The organism is Pseudomonas fluorescens (assembly GCF_003732425.1).
In the GTDB taxonomy this organism is placed as follows: domain Bacteria; phylum Pseudomonadota; class Gammaproteobacteria; order Pseudomonadales; family Pseudomonadaceae; genus Aquipseudomonas; species Aquipseudomonas fluorescens_BE.
The window spans coordinates 403565-420903 of record NZ_MOBX01000015.1; the positions used below are offsets into that span (position 1 = coordinate 403565).

The following is a 17339-nucleotide window of genomic DNA, read 5'->3' on the forward strand; positions in this document are numbered from 1 at the left end:
GTTCTCACAAAAACAGTCAGTCAGTCGTTGAGCAAGCGCCCGTGACGCAGCGCTTCGCGCCCCGCCACCTTGGCCAGCCAGAAACCGGGTTGGGCATAACGCAGCCGTTCAATGGCAAACAGCACCCCGGAGGTACCAGCACACACCGTGCTGACCCGATCGGACAGAGGATCAATCACTTCAAAAATCTCGTCGCCCGCCTCGACCCACTCGCCAGGCTTGCGCAGAAAACTCACGACGCCCGGATGCGGCGCGAACAGCAACTCGGTGCCTTCGAACGGCATGCCTTCACACGCTTCGTGTGCCGGGTTCGGCCACTCACCGGTGATCAAACCTTGCTCGGCGAGGAAGGCGAGAATGCCTTCAGCATACGCGCAGGCTTCGGCGCGACCGGTATCGGCCTGACCGCCCAGCTCAATCGTGGTCGCCAGACACGCCAGCGGAATCTGCGCCTCGGGGAACTGCCGCGACAGACGCAGCCAAGGCAACGAGCACGCCTCATCGAACGAGCTGCCGCCGGAATCTTCCGCGAGCAAGCCCACACGCACATTCAGATGCGCGGCCAGCGAACGCCACTGCGGCCAATGCTGCGGCAACGCATACATGTGCAGCGCGGCTTCGGCATCGCAGTGCAAGTCCAGCACCACATCGGCGGTGCAGGCATGGCTGAGCAACACGCGCTGCATGCCTTGCAACTGGCTGCTCGCCTCCGGCAATGCCGCCAGGTGATCGGCCATGGCCTGACGGATCAGGCGCACATTGGCGTGCGGATCATCACCGAGGCTGTCGGCCAATGCGGCCGCAACCGGCGCGCTCAGCTCGACGAAATCACGGTTGAAATTCTTGCCGCTACCGGCCTCGAAACGGCCCTGATGATTGCCTTGCAGCAATTGTCCGAGCCCCAACGGATTAGCGACCGGCACCAGCTCGATGACACCGTTGAGCAAGCCTTTGGCTTCGAGTTCGCCCAAGCACTTTTTCAGCTCCCAGGCGGTGCGCATGCCCGGCAATTCGTCAGCGTGCAGGCTGGCCTGAATGTACGCCTTGCGCTCGCCATGCCCAAAGCGAAAGACCGAAATCTTGCGCTCGCTGCCCAGATGGCTCCACGGCAATACGTGGTCGATGCGTTCCATATCAGTGCTTCCGCGGGGCCAGGTAGCTCAACCAGCGACGCTCGGCCAGTTTGAACAGTTTGACCAGAATGAAGGTCAGGCACAGGTAGAACACACCAGCGGTGATGTACGCCTCGAACGGCAGATAGAACTGCGCGTTGACGGTACGCGCCGCGCCGGTGATGTCGATCAGCGTCACGATGGAGGCCAGACTGGTGGTCTGCAGCATCATGATCACTTCGTTGCTGTACTGCGGCAGTGCCCGGCGCAGGGCCGATGGCAGCAAGATGCGCTTGTACAGTTTGAAGCGCGACATGCCCATCGCCTTGGCCGCTTCGATCTCACCGTTCGGCGTCGCCTTGAGGCTGCCGGCAATGATTTCAGCGGTGTAGGCGCTGGTGTTGACGGCGAAGGCCAGGCACGCGCAGAACGTTGCGCTGGACAGCCACGGCCATAGGAAGCTTTCGCGTACTGCTTCGAACTGCGCCAGACCGTAGTAGATCAGGAACAGCTGCACCAGCATCGGCGTGCCACGGATCACGTAGGTGTAAAGCCACGCCGCGCCGTTGACGACCGGGTTCTTCGAAACGCGCATCAGCCCCAGCGGCAGGGCCGCGAGCAGACCGAAAAACAGCGACAGCGCGAGCAATTTGAGGGTGGTCACCAGGCCGCCGAGGTACAGCGGCATGGCCTCCCAAATGACGTTGTAGTCGAAGATCATAGATCAGCCGCCCTTACGCCTACCGAGTAGCGCTTCTCAAGTTGACGCAGGATCAGCAACGAAACACTGGTGATCACCAGGTACATCGCCGCCACTGCGAGGAAGAAGGTAAAAGGCTCGCGAGTGGCATCTGCCGCCTGCTTGGCCTTGAACATCATATCTTGCAGACCGACCACGGAAATCAGCGCGGTCGCCTTGGTCAGAACCAGCCAGTTGTTGGTGAAGCCCGGGATCGCCAGACGAATCATCTGCGGCACCATCACTCGGAAGAACACCTGAAAACTGCTCATGCCGTACGCCATGCCCGCTTCGGCCTGACCTTTAGGGATCGCCATGAACGCGCCACGGAAGGTTTCCGACAGGTACGCACCGAAGATGAAGCCGAGGGTGCCGATACCGGCGGCCAGCGGGTTCAGATCGATATAGTCGTCATAGCCGAGCATCGGTGCGACGCGGTTGAGCAAGTCCTGACCGCCGTAAAAGATCAGCAGGATCAGCACCAGATCGGGAATCCCGCGGATGACCGTGGAATACAGGTCGCCCAGCCAGGCCAGCCAGCGCACCGGCGACAGGCGCAACGCGACACCGATCAGCCCGAGAACGATGGCCAGAGCCATGGACGACAAGGCGAGCTGAAGCGTCAGCCATGCGCCATCGAGGATGACAGCCCCGTAGCCTTTCAACATGATTCAGGTCCTCGAAAGTTGGGATGAAAAAATGGCGCAAACCGCAGAGATCCTGTTGCTTGCGCCATTTCGGACTTGTCGCAGAGACGTGTTACTTGCCGTAGATATCGAAGGCGAAGTACTTGTCCTGGATTGCTTTGTATTTGCCGTTGTCGCGGATGGCCGCGATGGCGGCGTTGATCTTGTCTTTCAGGGCGTCGCCCTTGCGTACCGCGATGCCTACGCCGTCGCCGAAGTATTTGACGTCGGTGAACTGTGGACCGACGAAAGCGAAGCCTTTGCCGGAATCGGTGTTCAGGAAGCCATCTTGCAGCAGGGTAGCGTCAGCCACGGTACCGTCGAGGCGACCGGCGGCCACGTCGAGGTAGATTTCGTTCTGCGAGCCGTACGGCTTGATCTCGGCACCCAGTGGCGCCAGAACTTCGCGGGCGAAACGCTCGTGGATCGAACCACGCTGTACGCCGATGTTCTTGCCCTTCAGCTCGCTCAGGTTTTCGCTGACCTGAGTACCGGCCTTCATGACCAGACGTGCCGGGGTGTTGTAGTACTTGTTGGTGAAGTCGACCGACTTCTTGCGGTCTTCAGTGATCGACATCGACGACAGGATCGCGTCAATCTTGCGCACTTTCAGTGCCGGGATCAGACCGTCGAACTCTTGCTCGACCCACACACACTTGACCTGCATCTGCTCGCACAGAGCGTTGCCGATGTCGTAGTCGAAACCGACGATGCTGCCATCCGGCGCTTTCGAGGCGAACGGAGGGTAAGCCGCTTCGATACCGATCTTCAGAGGTTTTTCGTCAGCGAAGGCGTTCATCGACAGCACGGACAGTGCCAGGGCGCCAAGCAGCACAAGTTTCTTCATCTTGGGACTCCATCGGTAAAGGGCAAAAACGGCAGAGTGAGCGACAGCCCAATATGCGAATGGGTGAATCTGGAAATCGGTTGCTGCATCGGTGGGAAATTTCCCATTGAAACCGTAGGAGGTTTCAACGTCAGCCACGATGAGCGAGTGATCGGCATTCTAACGACAGGCCCGAAGCCGATATTTCTTCAATGCGACAACTAATTACAGATGCACAGAGAAACCGACTTGAGCACATTGACAGCCCTGCAAATTCATGCAAGAGCGAAAGATTGTGAACCGATCTATGTTGCAAATTGCGGGCCTATTATTCGCAAACCCTTCTAATCCGGCAAGCGCAGCGTTGTGTCTTATTTTTCACCGGGGGTTTTGAGGCTCTAAAACGGGGCGATGCGTTTCCCTTTGCCCCGTCGTGGGGCGGTCGGTTACACATTCGGTTACGTGGAAGGCGGCGGGTAACAGCGGGAAATGTCTTACGGGGGAGATCGATAATTATTGGTTGGGTGAGTCCTCGTTCCGACAGCGGACTACCTCGGCGTCCGACAAATTGCCTTCGCGAGCAGGCTCGCTCCCACGGGGATCTGCATTTTGTCTGAAGGTACTCGGTCAAACTGTGGGAGCGAGCCTGCTCGCGAAGGGGCCGGCCCGATCGACACAAATCCACCAGACACAAAAAAGCCCCGCCCGGCAAAACCGGACAGGGCTCCTATGCTTCTAACGTTTAAGCAACATTCATGGTCTTGTGCGTATCAATCAAATGCTGCACCACACCCGGATCCGCCAGCGTCGAGATATCGCCCAACCCATCGTATTCCGCCGTAGCAATCTTGCGCAGAATCCGGCGCATGATCTTGCCCGAGCGCGTCTTCGGCAGCCCCGGCGCCCACTGAATCACATCCGGCGAAGCGATCGGCCCGATCTCCTTGCGCACCCAGTTCTTCAGCTCCAGACGCAACTGCTCAGTCGGTTCTTCACCATTCTTCAACGTGACGTAGACATAGATGCCCTGCCCCTTGATGTCATGGGGCACACCGACCACCGCCGCCTCAGCGACTTTAGGGTGAGCAACCATCGCGCTCTCGATCTCGGCCGTGCCCATGCGGTGGCCGGACACGTTGAGCACGTCATCGACACGCCCGGTTATCCAGTAGTAACCATCGGCGTCACGACGCGCGCCGTCACCGGTGAAGTACATGCCACGGAACGTCTTGAAGTAGGTATCCACGAAACGATCGTGATCGCCATACAGCGTACGCGCCTGACCTGGCCACGAATCGAGAATCACCAGATTGCCTTCGGCCTCGCCCTCGATGATGTTACCGAGGTTGTCGACCAGCGCCGGCACCACACCAAAGAACGGACGCGCCGCCGAACCCGGCTTCAGCGCGTGAGCACCCGGCAGCGGGCTCATCATGTTGCCGCCAGTCTCGGTCTGCCACCAGGTATCAACGATCGGGCAACGCGACTTGCCGACATTCTTGTAGTACCAGTCCCAGGCTTCCGGGTTGATCGGCTCACCGACCGAACCGAGCAGACGCAGGCTGCTGCCATCGGCGCCTTCAACAGCGGCGGTGCCCGACGCCATCATCGCGCGGATCGCGGTCGGTGCGGTGTAGAGGATGTTGACCTTGTGCTTGTCGACGATCTTCGCCACTCGGGTGATGTCCGGGTAGTTCGGCACGCCTTCAAACAGCAGCGTGGTCGCGCCATTGGCCAGCGGGCCGTAGACGATGTAGCTGTGACCGGTGACCCAGCCGACGTCAGCGGTGCACCAGTAGACTTCGCCCGGGCGGTAGTCGAACACGCGCTCGTGGGTCATCGCCGCGTACAGCAGATAACCGCCGGTGGTGTGTTGCACGCCCTTCGGCTTGCCGGTCGAGCCGGAGGTATAAAGGATGAACAGCGCTTCTTCAGCGCCCATCTCTTTCGGCGCGCACACGGTGCCCGCCACTTTCATCAGGTCTTCGTACCAGATGTCGCGATGCTGGTTCCACTTGATGTCGCCACCGGTGCGCTTGCACACGATGACTTTCTGGATGCTGCTGGTTTCCGGGTTGGTCAGCGCGTCGTCGACGTTGGCCTTGAGCGGAATCTTCTTGCCGGCACGGATGCCTTCGTCAGCGGTGATCACCACTTTCGATTTGCAGTCGATGATGCGACCGGCCAGGGCTTCCGGCGAGAAACCGCCGAACACCACCGAGTGAATTGCGCCGATCCGGGTGCAGGCCAGCATGGCGACCACGGCTTCGGGAATCATCGGCATATAAATGGTCACCACGTCGCCACGGTGCACGTCCTGACCACGCAGGGCGTTGGCGAGCTTGCACACTTGCTCGTGCAGTTCGCGGTAGGTGATGTTGCGGCTCTCGGAAGGATCGTCGCCTTCCCAAATGATCGCGACTTGATCGCCGCGCTCGGCCAGGTGGCGGTCGAGGCAGTTGTAGGAGACGTTCAGGGTGCCATCGGCAAACCACTTGATGTCGACGTGGTGATCATCGAAGGACGTCTGTTTCACCGTGGTGAAAGGCTTGATCCAGTCGAGACGCTTGGCTTGCTCGCGCCAGAAGCCGTCAGGATTGACGACCGACTGCTGGTACATGGCTTTGTAGGTCGCCTCGTCAGTCAGCGTGTTAGCCAGAACCTCGGGACGAACAGGATACAGAGAAGCCGCACTCATCTTTCCTACCTCGGTGTAATAGTTGTTTTTGTATGACCCCGTTGTATCCGGGCCGGCCCCATAGAACCATTCGACGATGGTAGTAACAAGCCCCTACAAATCCTCCACCTATCCGGAACGCGGGCGTTACACCTAGCCCCCAAACATCCCCAATCCCCTGTGGGAGCTTGCCCGCAAGCCTGTAGGAGCTGCCGAAGGCTGCGATCTTTTGATCTTGCTTCTAAACATCCAGATCAAACGATCGCAGCCTTCGGCAGCTCCTACAGGGGGATTTCGCGGATTGTTACCAAATCCGCCAAAGGTGTTTATCAAAACCCGCTCTGTTTACCCCCGCCCCACATCCCTAAAATTCACCTCGCCGACAAGGCAAAAGCGATTAACAACGTTACAGCCCCCACGAAGGCCGTTAATCCAGCTCTCAAGTAATAACTGCAAACGATGAAGTTCCACACGCAACCCTAAAAAGGTTGCGTGACCCCACTCGACCTCAAAAAGGTAAATTTGAAATGAAAGCTTTATTGGTTCTGGCCCTCAGCAGTCTGTGCGCAACCGCCATGGCAGATGAGATTCCGACTGATGTCGCGCAGCAACAACCGGTTATTGAGGAATACACTTACTCGACTCACCTGGACATCGCCAAAGTTGTTTCGATGAGCGAAGTTCCGAATGTCTGCGAAGTGGTTCCGGCCAAAATGGAATACGACGACTCCAAAGGTCAGCGGCACATCCTGCGTTACAGCATCATGGGCAACGGCTGCACCAATTGATGATTGAGACTGCACCGAATTGGACCTCTCAGCGCGTCATTGAGGGTCGATTCCAGCCCGACTTCGGTCGGGCTCAGTTGTGTTTGAAGCCGGCAAAAATGCTTGCAAAACACTAGATGTAGTGAAAAACCGGTTTTTTTGTTCGTTTTTTGAGCAAATTCACATTAGCGAGATTTTTACGAAAAAAAATCTTTCCCCGGCAAAGCCCTGTAAACCCTCACTCTCGTCGAAAAACCACCCTCCTCGACCGCTCCATGCGCGGATTCGCCTCAGCACAGCCGTGTTTTTTTCCCTATAATGCCGCCCCATACGGGTCAGCAATATTCCCTTACAGGGAGCAAAAGCCATTCTGAAGCCCCGCAGCAGCGTTTAACGCTGATTGCGCCCATCAGAGGCTCTCGGAACCCGTCAAAATTTCTGTTTATTTGCCTGCGTGCATCGCTGCAAAAAACGACATCCAACGCGGTCTGTACGACCGTGTGAAAAACCAACCCATCAGGTTTCACACGGGCACAGGCCCTCACGCAGGAGACGACACGTCATGCTGAGCTGGGACGAATTCGACAAAGAAGACAGTGAAGTAGCAGCAGTGAAAGGCGCCAACGCCGGCCACGCTACTGAAGCCAACATGGACCGCCTCGACAACGCCGGCGGCGCCGCAGCGCTGGAAGCCCGCGCCGTCACCGCCGACGACTCGGCCGCCGTGGCCCGCGCCAAGGCTGCACTGAACTCCCTCGACGTCGCCGAAGGCCTCGCCGAACTCGAAGGCGCCTCCGCCCGTGTCGCCGTTGACGAAAAGCGCATGATCAACTGCCGCGCCGACCTCAACCAACTCGTGCCATTCAAGTACGACTGGGCCTGGCAGAAGTATCTGGACGGTTGCGCAAACCACTGGATGCCGCAAGAAGTCAACATGACCGCCGACATCGCCCTCTGGAAAAACCCGGAAGGCCTGACCGACGACGAGCGCCGCATCGTCATGCGCAACCTCGGCTTCTTCTCCACCGCCGACTCGCTGGTTGCCAACAACCTGGTGCTGGCCGTGTACCGCCTGATCACCAACCCGGAATGCCGCCAGTACATCCTGCGCCAGGCCTTCGAAGAGGCGATCCACACCCACGCCTACCAGTACTGCATCGAATCGCTGGCCATGGATGAAGGCGAGATCTTCAACATGTACCACGAGATCCCGTCGGTCGCGAAAAAAGCCACCTGGGGCCTGAAATACACCCGTTCGATCTCCGATCCGAAGTTCGAAACCGGCACCGTCGAAACCGACAAAGAGCTGCTGCGCAACCTGATCGCCTACTACTGCGTTCTGGAAGGCATCTTCTTCTACTGCGGCTTCACCCAGATCCTCTCCATGGGCCGCCGCAACAAAATGACCGGCGTCGCCGAGCAGTTCCAGTACATCCTGCGCGACGAATCCATGCACCTGAACTTCGGCATCGACGTGATCAACCAGATCAAAATCGAAAACCCACACCTGTGGGATGCCGAGATGAAGGAAGAAGCGACCCAGATGATTCTGCAGGGTACGCAGCTGGAGATCGAATACGCACGTGACACCATGCCTCGCGGCGTACTCGGCATGAACGCGGCGATGATGGAGGACTACCTGAAGTTCATCGCTAACCGTCGTCTGTCGCAGATCGGTTTGAAAGAAGAGTACCCAGGGACGACTAACCCGTTCCCTTGGATGAGCGAGATTATGGACTTGAAGAAAGAGAAGAATTTCTTTGAGACTCGCGTGATCGAGTATCAGACTGGTGGGGCGTTGAGCTGGGATTGATTCTAGCTGCACCACAAAAAAACCCGCACATGCGGGTTTTTTTTCGAGTCTACTTCCGAACGAAAACGACCTGACAGCCCTGGTTTTAGCGCGCCGCCGCTGCTTTCAGTTCCCACGGCTTAAAACTCAGCCACAGCAACACCCCCGGCACCTGCAACGCAATCATCACTCCCAGCGACCACTGATAAGCCTCCACCGGGTGCCCTTGCCCAGTTGCCGGCCACAGGTTCAAAATTTCCCCCATCAACCATTGCAAGACGAACGCCAGCACGAACACCACCAGGTTGAACGACGAACTGACCCGCCCGGCCAGCTCAGGCGATACCGACTGAGCTACGATCGCGTAGTTCATGGTCGTGGAGGTGCCGAAGAAGCTGAAACCCATAGCAATCAGCAGCGGCGATACAGGCAGTCCGCTGATCATCAGCGATTGAAATACGATGAAAATCGAAACTCCGACGCCGCATACCATGATCGGTTGAACGCCAAATCGCCGCAGGTAGTCTGTGATCGAGCCGAAGGCCAGCGAGCCTGCAACCATCGCCACGGTGCCCCAGAGCAGGGTATTGGCCATGCTGGATTCGCTCAACTGGGCGACATCGCGTAGCCACGGCCCCATCCACAGCGACAGCACCGACATATAGATCGCATGGGCAAATACCGAGTACAACGCCAGTCGCCAGAATACCCACGAGGAATACAGCGTCCCCACCGCCTTGGACATTTCGGCGAGAGTGGTGTGTTTGGGTTTGTAAGTACGCGGTACGCTGAAATGAATGACCACGCAGACGAACAAAGTCAGTAGCGCCAGGATCAAGAATGCTTCACGCCATGAGATCCACTTGAGCAGTTCATGCAAGGGCGTGGTGGACGCCATGGCGCCTAAGCCGCCTACCGATAACAGGCATGCCGTACTCAACGGCAGGCGTTCGGCGGGCAACCAGATGGCGCACGCCTTGATTGCGCTCATCAGGGAACCAGCGACACCCAGGCCGATCAGACCGCGACCAATGATCAGACCCATTTCGGTATGGGAGAAACTGAAAATCAGAGAGCCCAACACGGCGAACAGCAGCATAGGTGCCTGCACGCTGCGCGGACCGTAGCGGTCGAGCATGACACCGAGCGGAATCTGCGCCGCGGCGAAGGTAAGAAAATACACGCCGGTCAGGAGGCCCAGGCTGCTGGGGGGCAGGTTCAGTTCCCGTTCCAGGTCCACATAAATCAAGGCATTGACCGTGCGAAACAGGTACGACACAAAATGGCCGAGGCCAAATGGGATGAATATGGTCAGGAACAGGTACAAAAAAGTGTGCTTGATTTCCTGGTCGGCCTTGGCGCACGAGCCTGTATTCTCATTACTCATGTCGGAGCCTCGCATGTGGAAAAGGTTGTGCGTATTTCACAGCAGAAACGCCCCCGCATCTCTTCAAGCCAAAGTTCATCGGGGCACGGTCGCATTTCAGAGAACTTTACGTGCCCAGCATTCTTCAGCGCATTGGTGATGCCGTCGAAGGACAACGGGTTATCGAAGTCGAGGAACAGCGGTTTGGGTTCGGTATCGATCTTGACGAAGGCATAACGGGGCAAACCGTTGACGGCGGCCCAGGCACGCCATTGCAGGGTGTGCTCAAGCTCGTCGACCGAGCCCTTCGGCTCTGGCAGGAGATCGCTGGCAAATAGCCAGGAAGCGCGCTTGTAGAGGGTGCGGCCCAACCAGATACGTCGGTGTTCGTGTTTGGCCACGGCGCTGCCGGCCAGGGCGAAGCCCAGCCGATGCATGGGAGTGGAATACACGCACAGCAAGTCTTCGCTGAACTGACCCAGGGCATCGACCACTTGCAGGCGACCATTCACCCGCAGCACTTTTGCCCTGCCGGCGGCAAACTGTTGGTGCGCCGCGACACAACCGCCGCCAGACGGCAGCACCAGTTGCAAATATGAGGGCTGCAATGGCCAGTCGATGTGGGAGCGTTGATAGCTGTCGGGCGAGTCAGCCAGTACCAGACGAGGGCGTTGGAATAGCGCCTCTACCTGTTGGTTTATCTGAGTATTGAACGGTCCGAACGGCGCGGCGACGGGCTGGCTCAGAGTATGGACTGCCGGATGCACTTCACCCACGATGATTTGGTAGTCGCCACGATTGAAGGCCTCGACCGACACGCTGGAGAGCAGGATATCCGGAGAATGATAGTCGCTGCCGAACACCTCGAAGCCAGCGACGTTCAGATCGGTGTTCAGCAAGGTGATCAGGCGCTCGATGTCCGCCGCGCAAAGTTGTACCTCGGGATGGTTCGGGAAGTCCTGCAGCACTTGCGTCCAGGCTGTTTCCAGGCGTTGCTCGAGGTCGAGGATGAGGCGCGCTTCTAGTGCAGGTAACAGAGGCGCGAGGCTGTTGAGCAGGTCGAGAAAATCAACTGGCTGATCGGGGCTGGCAGTCTGGCGCTGTTCCCAGACTTCAATGAAAGCCTCATTGAGTTGATGCGCGATGGCCTTGATCAGCCACTGATTGATGCGCATCAGCGGCGCCAGTTCTTCGTTGACCTGGCTGAGCATGGCCTGGCCAAGGCTGATGTCTATGTTTCTCGAACAATCCTCGTACACCGGGTAACGCCCGACATACATGGCGCCGGTTTCTCGGCTGAGGTCGACCCCTGCCTCGCCAAGCAGCTGGTTCAAACCCTCCAGGCATTCGGTCCGGCGCATCAGGTCGCCGTCGGCATAATCCCGGCGCAAGCCTTCCAACGCTTCAAGGCGCGATTGCCAGGCCAGACCGAAATCAGCGGACACTTCCGCGTCGACCAGGCAGCGCTGCAGCCGCACGATGGGGTGGCGCTCGCGAGGCGATACTTGCCAGCCTCGGCGTACGATCCGTTTGCTCACCAGGTGCTCCAGCAGGTCGCGCAGCGTGCTGGGCGCGACTTCCGGACAGGCGTTCAACATACCTGCAAGCGTGGGCTCGTGACCCTGTTGGTCGCTGATGTAATGCAATACCCGAGCGGTTTGCGGGGTGAGGCGCTGGCTTTTGCCAATTGGCATGAACAGGATCTGTTCTTGCAGATAGCAACCGGTATTGAGCTGCAGCGGCATTCGGTCGGTGTCTGGACATTGCCGGTTAATCTGTTCGACCAGCCGCTGCACCACCCAGTTCTCGAAGAATGTGTGGCGCTCCTTGATCCACGCCGTGTCACCTTGGGTCAGACGTACATTGTCAGTCTGGTTGGCATCGAATCGGCCCCAGGCCAAAGGTCCGAAAAAACTTGAGGTATCGTTCTTGGCGCAAAAACGTTGCGCGTAACTCCAGCCCAAACGCAGCTTCTGCTTTTTGCGGGTATCGTTTCTGCCGTGCCGATCCCGGACCAGCTCACGGATACGTGTCATCGCCGAGGGGTTGGATATGAATAAAGCCTCGGCGACCGCGTCGTCATCCAGGAAGTCGATCAACCCTTGGCGGGCACTTTCCAGATAGGCGTCATATTCCTGGGCTGCCTCTTCACGTGCCGCAGTCCGCTCCAATAAACCGTTCCATTGCTGCAAAGGCTCGGCCAGTGGTTCGCGCAGTACTTCCGGCAGGTCAGAGAGTTGCAGGACCTGGTGCTCGTTGAGTTTGCGGATGAGTTTGCGGCAGGCCTGGGGCGAGTGAGCGTTGGCTTTCTCAAGCAACGTTGCCTTCAACGCCTGCTGTGAGCGAAAGTCTTGTTCAAAGACGCGGCACGATGGCAGGTCGGCGAACCGGCCCAGATCGGTCAAGTGATGAATGGGAAATCCGGTCGAGCGCAGCCAGAAGTATTGTGAGCTTTCCATGTTCTAGACCGGCATCCTGATTGCGTTGAGTTGCTGCAGTTTACCGAGCAATGACAGGTCTTCACTGCTGAGTTGCGCGGTGGCGGAGGAACTCAGTATCTGCATCAAAGTGGCGAGTGACTGCGGTTGCTCCAGGCATCTATAGAGGTGCGCCGCGCGCGGGCTTATGAGCGTGAATTTATGGCGGGCCTCAGGCTCAGGTAAATACACCAGGATGTGTTGGCTGGTTTCCTCCGGGCGGCTTCGCCCCAACAGGCTTTTGTCGCGCAACCACTGCGACAGCGCATAGCTACTCTGGTAAATGCGTGCACCGTCGGTGCGTTGATAATGGCCCGGCACCACGGCGCAGGTGTCCACAAGTCCGGTGTAGAGGCGCACACATTCGCGCTCAAGCCCCATCAGGTCACGGATCTGCGGGTAATCAGCGAGTTCCTGGCGCTCGAGCAGAAACCCCAGCGCCGCATCGCAATAGCCATAAACTCTTGGCCCATAATCGAGCCAGTTTTGTTGCCGCAGAAATGCCTTGGACAGTGCGGGCAGATCCAGCCCGATGTTGAGCAACGCGCGCAACGTCAACGGGGCACCGGTTTCCAGCGCATTGATAAACGAATTGACCAAGCGGAACTGATAGTTCTCGACGAACCATTTCACCCTCTCAAACTGACTGGCATACACCTGCAAAATCGCCCGCTCGTCATCGGGATAATGCTCCAGCCATTGAGTCGCACCCTGGGCTTCGTACAACTGCTGCTGCAGTGTTTCATCGCGTAGCAGGCGTCGCCACAGCTTCCAGACCTGCTCAGCATCCATGCATCAGCTCCTTAACCGGTTTGGTGTAGTGATTCCAGATTTTCTGTGCGCGGCGCACATCGGTGACGATCATGTGTTCGTCGCTGGCGTCCATCACTCGTGTCAGCGCATGGTGGGCCTGCCCCTGGTATTCCAGGATGATCGCCGAAGGCCGGGTACGAGACATAAGCTCCTCGTATAGATCCCAGACAGGTTCAGGCACACACGAATCATGCCAGTCGTGGTAAAGCCCTTCGTGCCAGCTGCCACCCGCCAGATGCACCGAGATCACCTTGTCCAATGGCAAGGTGTCGAGGTAGTCGCGCAAGTCGAAATTTTTCAGGTTCAAGTGATTGGTGTAGATGTTGTGCAAGTCCAGGTGCAAAAAGGTGCCGGACTGCTGCACGAGCCGGGCCAGGAACTCAGCTTCACGCATTTCCGCGCCCGGGCATTGGAGGTAATAGGCAGCGTTTTCATGGGCCAGCGGCATCCCGTAATGGGCCTGCAACGTCTTTGCGCGTTCGGCGCAACGGAGCACCTCGGCATTGGAAAACTGCAGCGGGCTGCTCCAGATGTCCAGCCAGGAGTTGTCGCCATAGAAACAATGGTTGGCGACCCATGGGCTGTTCAGCATCTTGGCCAGGGGCACATGGCGTTGCACAGCGGCGGTTTCTTCGAGAGGGCTGAAACCGAAATCGCAACCGTAATTGGAATGCGCCAGCAAGGTGAACTTCTCAGCCAGCCGATTGATCATGTCCTTGGCTGCGGGCCTGATAATCTGCGGGCCGTCCATGGGGGCCATGATGTTGTCGAGAAGGATTTCCAGCACATCGACTTCGATGTCCTCAAAGGGAAACCAGTCGAGAATCTCGGGGTTGTACTGGATACCCACACCAATCGGTTCGGGCTTAACGAAGTGAGCCATGTGGTTGCCCAGTCAGAGGAAGGGGATGGCTCCCTCGACGTAACGCCGAGGAAGCGTTTGAAGCGATCAGGCGAAAACTTTGCTTTCGATGATTTCGATATCGTCGAGATCAAACTCTTCGAACGCCGTTTCGTTGAGGGCTTGCGGTGCGACGTTGGTGGTGGATTCGGTGGTGAGTTCATCCGCGTTGGCGATAGCCGGGGTCACAGTAGATTGAGTCATGTCACTGTCCTTATGGGTGGTTGAAAAGGCGAATCAAGGTGGCTGCGGTGAAGCACCAGGCGATTACCCAGCCCAGGCAGGTCAACAGAAATGTCCCCCAGTAGAGCCTGCGCAATGCAGGGGAAACCGTTTCCAGCGGCGCAGTACGCCAATGGCGCTTTACATGGTTGAAAGCACGCTGGCGCAGGCGTGGCTGCCCGAGCACTTCGGTAATGGCCAGGTACGTGTCGCCATTGAAGATGGGCAGCAGCGTCGGTATCAGGGAAATGAACGAAGCCACGATCATCACGACAAAAAGAGCCGGTAAAACGCCTTGGGTATCACGGAACATTGCCCACAGGGCTATACCCACGCCGGCATACAGAAGGCTGACCAAGGGTCCTGCCAGAATGGTGATCACCCGCTGGTTCAGTGGCAGCTGCGACCATTGCGTTTGCACCGGACGTACCCAGCCGGTGGCCAGCAACACGTAGATGCCGATTCCGAAATCGTTAACCTTGACCCCATAGTGACGACAGGCCATCGCATGCCCCAGTTCGTGAAGGGCGATGGACGTCAAAATGACCGGGAAGTGCCAGAGCAACCAGTGGTAACTGTGGATATACGTCTCGCCGACATCGGCCAGGAACGTGCCGAAGTGCATGCCCAGGTACACGAAGCTCGCCAGGGCCAATGCCAGCAGCGGCAAAATGAATACCGCGCGGCAGCACCAGGGCGCCCACCGGTAAATATGATCGAGCAGAGGCTGCGGATCGGTTTTCACCAAATTAATCAGCAGATATTCTTTTAGCGGACCGTAGGTGATACCCGTGGCGGGATCACGCAGATCCTTTTTATGAGCGGTTCGCTCGCTGCTCAGCAACTTCAGATTGAGTAGCTTGCGCTCGAACTGCGCGAGCTTCTCAGGGCTGACCTTTATTCGATGCTGCGCAAGGGCGGCGTCGGCAATGTCTTGCCGGCTTCGCTGGCCATCGAAGAGCAACGCGAGTGAGTACTCGGCCTTGCCCAGCTCAAAGCCAATATCATTACGAGGGTCGTAGAGGTTGTAGCGCCCCGTCACCGAATCGGCAGGCGGCGAGGTCACGACCAGGTCATCCCTGAAGCAGGGATGGGCTTGGATGCTCGACTTTTCGAGAACGCAGGCCGAGGCACTCATGCGCGGGCTCGCAACGCGTGCAGGCTGGGCATGTAAGACTCCTGAAGTGCCTTGCGACCCTGAGCCTTGATGCTTTCGAGGCGTTCGGTGGCAGGCTGGGCACAGGCGCGGCCCAGCACGAACACCGCTCCCGGCCTGGTCGGCCCGCACACCGGCTCGTGGGTGGTCCGGATCGGTTCCCAACCATGCAGGCACATCAAGTACTCGATGCTGCTGGCACTCAAGTAACGGCGATGGTTATGCGTCAGAAACCCTTGCTCGATGCCATAACCCAGCGCGCGCCCCTCAATCAACAACAACCCGTCCTCGGCACTGGCCTTCCGGCAAAGTTGCATGACCTGGTTGACATCATGAACATGTTCCAGCGAACCGTTGATGATGATCAGGTTGTAATCACCACTAGGGCTCATATGTTCGGCGCCCACCAGATCGATATCCAGGCCGATTTTTTTGCCGTATTCCACATAGGCGCGGTCGGGGTCGTTGCCTCTGACAGTCCATCCCCGTTTAGCGAAGGGAATCATCAAGCCGCCGGCGGAACAACCGACGTCAAGCAGTTTGCCTTTGGCAGGCAGCACATCGTGCAAGTACCGACACAGGTGTTCGCCACGGCGGACCTGGTCCAGAAAGAAGGCGCGCTCCGGCTCCGTATTGCCAAACAGGGTCAGGCGGTAGAATTTGTCGTAGTAAGCATTGTAAAAGGCTTCATCGAAGCGGTACTGCTGGAAAATATGCCCGCAATCCTGGCAGCCGAGCACAGGCAATGCCACGGCCTGATCACCAGGACCCTGGACACTTTCCAGTAAAACCCAATGTGCTTTGGAACTGCACAACTCACAGTTCATTTTCTGCGCGCAAAACTTTCCAGGCATTTGCAAAACTTGCAAATACTGTTGCTCTATAGTTGTACTCACGATGACATCCCGGTCACTTGATGCAGAAGAAACCTTCAAAGCATATGTACTTGAATATACTGGTTATATCCTTGAAACCGGCGCGAGATAACATATCCATATTGCCGGCCGTGGAAAAAGGTTCAAGTACGCCTTTCAAACTTCTTGTCTTCGCCAGGATTTCATCGGCGTTATAACCCTGGTCGCGCTTATAATCTACATACAGACTACTGAGGATGTCTTGAAAGCGCGCATCCGGGCCGCGTACTTTTTCAAACATGATAAAAGCACCGCCCCAGTTCAACGATTCGTAGATACGATCGAACAAGGCCTGGCGAATACGCGGGTGCACGAACTGAATAGTGTAATACGCAACTATCAGATCGCTTTTTTCATAAGGAAAGGTCAGGATGTCATCGGTAACGAAGCTGACATTGTGCTGCGGCGATGCGCTCAGAAGCTCATTCGCCTTGCGGGTCATGGCGTCTTCCACATCAATGCCCACCCACTTTGCCGAGGCGCAGTGCCGCTGTGCGAGTTGCCGGGTAAGGGTGCCGGTAGAACTACCCAGTTCGTAACAGGTGCTGTCGCTCTTTACAAAAAAGTCACTGAGCGACAGAACGATATCGTGCCCGTCCTTATATTTAGGTACGGATTTCGATACATGGGAGTCAAAGTGTTGCGGGGTCGTGCCTCCGAAACTCCATGAGGCATTGCTGGACTCTACGCCGTCACCGACGGTTTCGTAGAGAGTTGCAGGCGAAGTCATTAGGGAAGACATGTATGTCACATCCTTGTCCGATAACATGGGAGCACGTTAGTGCAACGAGATTCCTTTCTGCTCGGCCAGAGAATATCCAGTCTTAATTAATGTGTCATCATTTTTCTGTGGAAAATAATTATTCTCATGCGCACCAAACAGGTGCATGA

At 57.4% G+C, this 17339-nt stretch carries 15 protein-coding genes; 2 read left to right on the forward strand and 13 right to left on the reverse strand.

Translation table 11 applies throughout. From position 1 onward, the window contains the following. Nucleotides 1-20: 20 nt before the first annotated feature. From BK670_RS23830 to acs, 5 genes are all read right to left on the reverse strand, one after another. Nucleotides 21-1133 carry a M14 family metallopeptidase gene (locus BK670_RS23830; protein WP_123453433.1) on the reverse strand — a complete coding sequence of 371 codons (1113 nt, stop codon included), beginning with the start codon at nt 1131-1133 and terminating at the stop codon, nt 21-23. A gap of 1 nt (nt 1134) precedes the next feature. After that, nucleotides 1135-1833, reverse strand: coding sequence for an ABC transporter permease (locus BK670_RS23835; RefSeq protein WP_123453435.1), 699 nt, complete (start codon nt 1831-1833; stop codon nt 1135-1137). Next, nucleotides 1830-2519 carry an ABC transporter permease gene (locus BK670_RS23840; RefSeq protein ID WP_007912702.1) on the reverse strand — a complete coding sequence of 230 codons (690 nt, stop codon included), beginning with the start codon at nt 2517-2519 and terminating at the stop codon, nt 1830-1832. Before BK670_RS23840 ends, BK670_RS23835 begins: the two co-directional genes overlap by 4 nt. Nucleotides 2520-2610: 91 nt before the next feature. After that, a complete protein-coding gene (locus BK670_RS23845; RefSeq protein ID WP_123453437.1) occupies nt 2611-3384 on the reverse strand; it encodes an ABC transporter substrate-binding protein in 774 nt (257 codons plus the stop codon). A gap of 721 nt (nt 3385-4105) precedes the next feature. Then, nucleotides 4106-6061 carry an acetate--CoA ligase gene (gene acs / locus BK670_RS23850; RefSeq protein ID WP_123453439.1) on the reverse strand — a complete coding sequence of 652 codons (1956 nt, stop codon included), beginning with the start codon at nt 6059-6061 and terminating at the stop codon, nt 4106-4108. 506 nt (nt 6062-6567) lie between these two features. On the opposite strand from acs, the gene BK670_RS23860 reads away from it, so the two are divergent. Together BK670_RS23860 and BK670_RS23865 are read left to right on the forward strand one after the other, a co-directional pair. Further along, nucleotides 6568-6828, forward strand: coding sequence for a DUF2790 domain-containing protein (locus tag BK670_RS23860; protein ID WP_123453441.1), 261 nt, complete (start codon nt 6568-6570; stop codon nt 6826-6828). Nucleotides 6829-7369: 541 nt separating this feature from the next. Further along, nucleotides 7370-8620: a ribonucleotide-diphosphate reductase subunit beta gene (locus BK670_RS23865; protein WP_095191667.1), complete on the forward strand. Its 1251-nt coding sequence runs from the start codon at nt 7370-7372 to the stop codon at nt 8618-8620. Nucleotides 8621-8705: 85 nt separating this feature from the next. Here the strand turns inward: BK670_RS23865 and BK670_RS23870 are convergent, their stop codons facing one another. The 8 genes from BK670_RS23870 to BK670_RS23900 form a co-directional block, all read right to left on the reverse strand. Continuing rightward, complete coding sequence (locus tag BK670_RS23870) at nt 8706-9986, reverse strand: MFS transporter (RefSeq protein WP_123453443.1); 1281 nt, start codon at nt 9984-9986, stop codon at nt 8706-8708. Beyond that, complete coding sequence (locus BK670_RS23875; protein ID WP_123453445.1) at nt 9983-12424, reverse strand: lantibiotic dehydratase; 2442 nt, start codon at nt 12422-12424, stop codon at nt 9983-9985. Before BK670_RS23875 ends, BK670_RS23870 begins: the two co-directional genes overlap by 4 nt. Nucleotides 12425-12427: 3 nt before the next feature. Next, nucleotides 12428-13234, reverse strand: a complete 807-nt coding sequence (locus BK670_RS23880) for a hypothetical protein (protein WP_123453447.1) — start codon at nt 13232-13234, stop codon at nt 12428-12430. Next, on the reverse strand, nt 13224-14138 hold the full coding sequence (locus tag BK670_RS23885) for an MbnB/TglH/ChrH family RiPP precursor modification enzyme (protein WP_123453449.1): 915 nt from the start codon (nt 14136-14138) through the stop codon (nt 13224-13226). Before BK670_RS23885 ends, BK670_RS23880 begins: the two co-directional genes overlap by 11 nt. A gap of 66 nt (nt 14139-14204) precedes the next feature. Then, nucleotides 14205-14360: a 3-thiaglutamate biosynthesis pearlin carrier peptide TglA gene (gene tglA / locus BK670_RS29700; protein WP_156685508.1), complete on the reverse strand. Its 156-nt coding sequence runs from the start codon at nt 14358-14360 to the stop codon at nt 14205-14207. A 10-nt stretch (nt 14361-14370) separates the two neighbouring features. Next, nucleotides 14371-15516, reverse strand: coding sequence for a M50 family metallopeptidase (locus BK670_RS23890; protein ID WP_185036822.1), 1146 nt, complete (start codon nt 15514-15516; stop codon nt 14371-14373). Beyond that, nucleotides 15513-16469, reverse strand: a complete 957-nt coding sequence (locus tag BK670_RS23895) for a class I SAM-dependent methyltransferase (RefSeq protein ID WP_259697586.1) — start codon at nt 16467-16469, stop codon at nt 15513-15515. The genes BK670_RS23890 and BK670_RS23895 overlap by 4 nt, the downstream gene beginning before the upstream one ends. Next, nucleotides 16444-17190: a methyltransferase domain-containing protein gene (locus tag BK670_RS23900; protein ID WP_256587276.1), complete on the reverse strand. Its 747-nt coding sequence runs from the start codon at nt 17188-17190 to the stop codon at nt 16444-16446. Before BK670_RS23900 ends, BK670_RS23895 begins: the two co-directional genes overlap by 26 nt. Nucleotides 17191-17339: the final 149 nt, after the last annotated feature.

What these genes read in the sequence shown, in the direction of transcription:
- BK670_RS23830 (WP_123453433.1), bottom strand. Translation starts at nt 1,133, where the DNA reads ATGGAACGCATCGACCACGTATTGCCGTGGAGCCATCTGGGCAGCGAG.
- BK670_RS23835 (WP_123453435.1), bottom strand. Translation starts at nt 1,833, where the DNA reads ATGATCTTCGACTACAACGTCATTTGGGAGGCCATGCCGCTGTACCTC.
- BK670_RS23840 (WP_007912702.1), bottom strand. Translation starts at nt 2,519, where the DNA reads ATGTTGAAAGGCTACGGGGCTGTCATCCTCGATGGCGCATGGCTGACG.
- BK670_RS23845 (WP_123453437.1), bottom strand. Translation starts at nt 3,384, where the DNA reads ATGAAGAAACTTGTGCTGCTTGGCGCCCTGGCACTGTCCGTGCTGTCG.
- acs (WP_123453439.1), bottom strand. Translation starts at nt 6,061, where the DNA reads ATGAGTGCGGCTTCTCTGTATCCTGTTCGTCCCGAGGTTCTGGCTAAC.
- BK670_RS23860 (WP_123453441.1), top strand. Translation starts at nt 6,568, where the DNA reads ATGAAAGCTTTATTGGTTCTGGCCCTCAGCAGTCTGTGCGCAACCGCC.
- BK670_RS23865 (WP_095191667.1), top strand. Translation starts at nt 7,370, where the DNA reads ATGCTGAGCTGGGACGAATTCGACAAAGAAGACAGTGAAGTAGCAGCA.
- BK670_RS23870 (WP_123453443.1), bottom strand. Translation starts at nt 9,986, where the DNA reads ATGAGTAATGAGAATACAGGCTCGTGCGCCAAGGCCGACCAGGAAATC.
- BK670_RS23875 (WP_123453445.1), bottom strand. Translation starts at nt 12,424, where the DNA reads ATGGAAAGCTCACAATACTTCTGGCTGCGCTCGACCGGATTTCCCATT.
- BK670_RS23880 (WP_123453447.1), bottom strand. Translation starts at nt 13,234, where the DNA reads ATGGATGCTGAGCAGGTCTGGAAGCTGTGGCGACGCCTGCTACGCGAT.
- BK670_RS23885 (WP_123453449.1), bottom strand. Translation starts at nt 14,138, where the DNA reads ATGGCTCACTTCGTTAAGCCCGAACCGATTGGTGTGGGTATCCAGTAC.
- tglA (WP_156685508.1), bottom strand. Translation starts at nt 14,360, where the DNA reads ATGACTCAATCTACTGTGACCCCGGCTATCGCCAACGCGGATGAACTC.
- BK670_RS23890 (WP_185036822.1), bottom strand. Translation starts at nt 15,516, where the DNA reads ATGAGTGCCTCGGCCTGCGTTCTCGAAAAGTCGAGCATCCAAGCCCAT.
- BK670_RS23900 (WP_256587276.1), bottom strand. Translation starts at nt 17,190, where the DNA reads ATGTCTTCCCTAATGACTTCGCCTGCAACTCTCTACGAAACCGTCGGT.